The organism is Mesorhizobium sp. (assembly GCF_004962925.1).
Taxonomy (GTDB): Bacteria; Pseudomonadota; Alphaproteobacteria; order Rhizobiales; family Rhizobiaceae; genus Mesorhizobium.
Window position 1 is genome coordinate 13,826 of record NZ_SUEO01000013.1, and the last position, 3,467, is coordinate 17,292.

At 63.6% G+C, this 3,467-nt stretch carries 2 protein-coding genes and 1 pseudogene; 1 reads left to right on the forward strand and 2 read right to left on the reverse strand.

The features are described 5' to 3' along the window. Positions 1–36: 36 nt before the first annotated feature. Entirely contained in the window at positions 37–453 is a 417-nt protein-coding gene (locus E5W87_RS05265) for a DoxX family protein (RefSeq protein WP_292394697.1), read from the forward strand. A 138-nt stretch (positions 454–591) separates the two neighbouring features. Here E5W87_RS05265 and ppx read toward each other — a convergent pair whose 3' ends face one another. Together ppx and ppk1 are read right to left on the reverse strand one after the other, a co-directional pair. After that, positions 592–2,124: an exopolyphosphatase gene (gene ppx / locus E5W87_RS05270; protein ID WP_292394699.1), complete on the reverse strand. Its 1,533-nt coding sequence runs from the start codon at positions 2,122–2,124 to the stop codon at positions 592–594. Continuing rightward, positions 2,124–3,425, reverse strand: a pseudogene (ppk1, locus tag E5W87_RS05275) (polyphosphate kinase 1); the annotation flags it as partial. The gene ppx and the pseudogene ppk1, both read right to left, overlap by 1 nt. Positions 3,426–3,467 lie beyond the last annotated feature (42 nt).

Genomic DNA, 3,467 nt, shown 5'->3' on the forward strand with positions numbered 1-3,467 from the left:
CGGGATGAGGCCGGCCGCCGACATCGGAGGTGACCAATGCCCCGCAATGCGCTGCTTCTGCTTTCCCGACTGCTGCTCGCCGCCCTATTCGTTCCGTCCGGCTTTCACGCGCTTGCCGACATTGCCGGCACATCAGGCTATTTTGCCGGCCTCGGCCTGCCGTTGCCGACGCTCGTAGCCTGGGCGACGGGCCTGTTCGAGCTGATCGCCGGACTGCTCATCCTCGTCGGCCTCAAGACGCCGATCGTGGCGCTCCTGCTTGCCGCCTTCTGCATCGCGGCGGGCGTCATCGGCCATTATGGCCAGGGCGGCGACGATCCGACGCTGACCTTCATGCATTCGCAGATGCTGATGAAGGACATCGCCCTGTCAGGCGGTTTTCTGGCGCTGGCGATGGCTGGCGCAGGCGCATGGTCGGCCGACGGCTGGACACTTAAAGCGCGTCACGTCTGAAGGGATTCATGCGACGCGCTTTAAGCTGTTGTTTTTACGCATGTCGTTATCCTAAAACCGCTGCGCACTTTTGGGCGACATGCATTAGGATCGGCCCTGAAACGACTTGACCGACACAAGCTACTTGACTGAGCCTAACTACTTGGCTGGCATATTGGGGCCGCCCTCGACCGCCAGCACCAGCCGGCGATTGGTGACCCTCGCCAGTTGCGCCAGGCGCCCGGCAGGCCGCTCGCCGTAAAGATCGGCCAGTGCAGCCGGCAGCACCAGCGCAAGCACGCCATTGCCGCGGCTCTCCCATTTTAGCCGCGGCATGACGCCCGGCATCGCCGCCGTCAGCACGTAGACGACGCGCATCAACGCGGCCAGTGCGCGGGCGCGCTCGAGGTAGCGCGGCGTCGCCAGCCCCCGGATTTCCGGAGCGGCTTCGTTGAACACGCCCTCGTGGCGAAACAGATTGACAAGCGCCAGGAAGGCACGCCCGGGGTGGTCGACGCCGATGAAGGAGGCATGGGCGATGATATTGAGCGACTGCTTGCCGCGATATTCGGGATGCGCGCGCCAGCCGATGTCGGCAAGCAGACAGGCGGCCTGGCGATAGCGCCTCTCATCGTCGGTCTCGTCGATACCGAAGGCGGCAAAGGCCTTGCCCGTCCACTCGACAAGCTCATGCGCGTGGGCGACCGAGCGCGAGCGCAGCCGGGCGAGTTCCTCCGAAGCCGAGATCAACGGATCCGCCTTCTGCTCGGCCTCGTCGAGCAGCGAATAGAGAAAGCCCTCGCGCACGCCCAGCGCCGAGACGATGATCTTGGATGGCTGCATCGCCGCCATGATCTCCTGCAGCACGATGGCGCCATAAGGCAGCAGCGAGCGGCGGTTCTTCGAGACGCCTTCGATACCCTTCACCTTCTCGATCTCACCCCTGGCCACCTGCTTGAGGAAGTTCGCAGCGCTTTCGATGCCGATCTCGTAATGGTGCATGACGCTCAGCGGATAGTTGGTCATTTCCATGTGCAGCCGAGCGAGGTTTCGCCAGGTGCCGCCGACCGCATAGAATGGCCTGCCCCGCCCGCCTTTCAGAAGCTTTGCCCGCGCGAGCTCGTCGCGCGCTATCTTTCCGGCCTGGGCCAGTGAGTTCTTCGCCATGTCCTGCAGGCGCAGGCCGCCCAAGGGCAGCGTGATGCCGTCGCCGATCGTCTCGCCGTCGACGTCCACCAGTTCAAGGCTGCCGCCGCCGAGGTCGCCGGCGATGCCGTCAGCCGGATGGAAGCCGGAAATGACGCCAAGCGCGGAATAATGGGCTTCCTGGCGTCCACTCAGCACCTGGACCTCGGTCTTGAGCACATCTTCGGCGCGGTGGATGAAATCGGGACCGTTGACCGCCTCGCGCGCGGCGGCGGTCGCCAGCACATACATACGCTCGGCGCCGGCCTGCTCGGACAGCGCGCGGAAACGGCGAAACTCCTCCATCGAGCGGGTCACCGCCTCGGGGTCGAGCTTTCCGGTCGAAACAATGCCGCGGCCGAGGCCAGCCAGCATCTTTTCGTTGAACAGCGTGGTCGGCGAGCGCGACAGCCCCTCATAGACGACAAGACGGATCGAGTTCGACCCGATGTCGATGATGGACAGCGGTCGGCGGTCCTGAAGCCGGCCCTGGGACGTTGAAATCATCAGCCGGTCGCTGCGCCGTTTTTCTTGCGGCGCTTGAACTGCGCGATGCGCTTGGGCGCATGCGATTTCAGCGCATCGCCCCGTCCGGAAAGGCTCGGATTAGTCATGAAATATTCCTGCGCGTTGAACGGTTCCTCGCCCTCCTCAAGCACGGCGCGCCGGGAGGTTCCGTCAGCCAATACGTCGAAACTTTGCTGGTTGTCCATGATGTTGCCCAGCATGATCTGGCCGAGGACCTGTTCATGCACCGTTGGATTGGTGATCGGCACCATGGTTTCGACGCGACGGTCGAGATTGCGCGGCATCAAATCGGCCGATGAGATATAGACGACCGCCCCGTCCGACGGCAGTCCATGGCCGTTGCCGAAACAATAGATGCGGCTGTGTTCGAGGAAGCGGCCGACGATCGACTTGACCCTTATGTTTTCCGACAGGCCCGGCACCTGGGGCCTCAGGCAGCAGATGCCGCGCACGACGAGATCGATCTCGACGCCGGCGCGGCTGGCGTCATAGAGCGCGTCGATGATGATCGGGTCGACCAACGAATTCATCTTCATCCAGATGCGGGCCGGCCTGCCCTCCAGCGCATGGGCAATCTCATCCGAAATGTGCTTGAGGATGCGTTTGCGCAGCGTGAAGGGCGAGATGGCCAGCCGCATCTCTTCGGTCGGCTCGGCGTAGCCGGTGATGAAATTGAATAGCTGGGCGACATCGCGGGCGATCGTCGGATCGGTGGTGAAGAAGGACAGGTCGGTGTAGATGCGCGCGGTGACCGGGTGGTAGTTGCCGGTGCCGAGATGCACGTAGTTGCGCAGCTTGCCGTCCTCGCGCCGCACCACCAGCGACATTTTCGCGTGGGTCTTCAGTTCGAGGAAGCCGAATACGACCTGAACGCCGGCGCGCTCGAGGTCGCGCGCCCAGCGGATGTTGGCTTCCTCGTCGAAACGCGCCTTGAGCTCGACCAGCGCCGTCACCGACTTGCCGGCCTCCGCCGCGTCGACCAAGGCGCGCACGATCGGGCTGTCGTTCGAGGTGCGATAGAGCGTCTGCTTGATCGCCACCACTTCCGGGTCGGCCATCGCCTGGCGCAGGAATTGCACCACCACGTCGAAGGATTCGTAGGGGTGATGAACGATGATGTCCTTCTCGCGGATGGCGGCGAAACAGTCACCGCCGTGCTCGCGGATGCGCTCGGGAAAGCGCGGATTATAGGGAGTGAATTTGAGATCATCGCGGGCGATGGCGACGATCTCGGAAATCTGGCTGAGCGCCAGCGGACCGGTGAGCACGCTGATGCGGCTCGGTCATTCGCATCGAATTCGACAAGCTGATGCCGGCCGAAC

What these genes read in the sequence shown, in the direction of transcription:
- E5W87_RS05265 (WP_292394697.1), top strand. Translation starts at nt 37, where the DNA reads ATGCCCCGCAATGCGCTGCTTCTGCTTTCCCGACTGCTGCTCGCCGCC.
- ppx (WP_292394699.1), bottom strand. Translation starts at nt 2,124, where the DNA reads ATGATTTCAACGTCCCAGGGCCGGCTTCAGGACCGCCGACCGCTGTCC.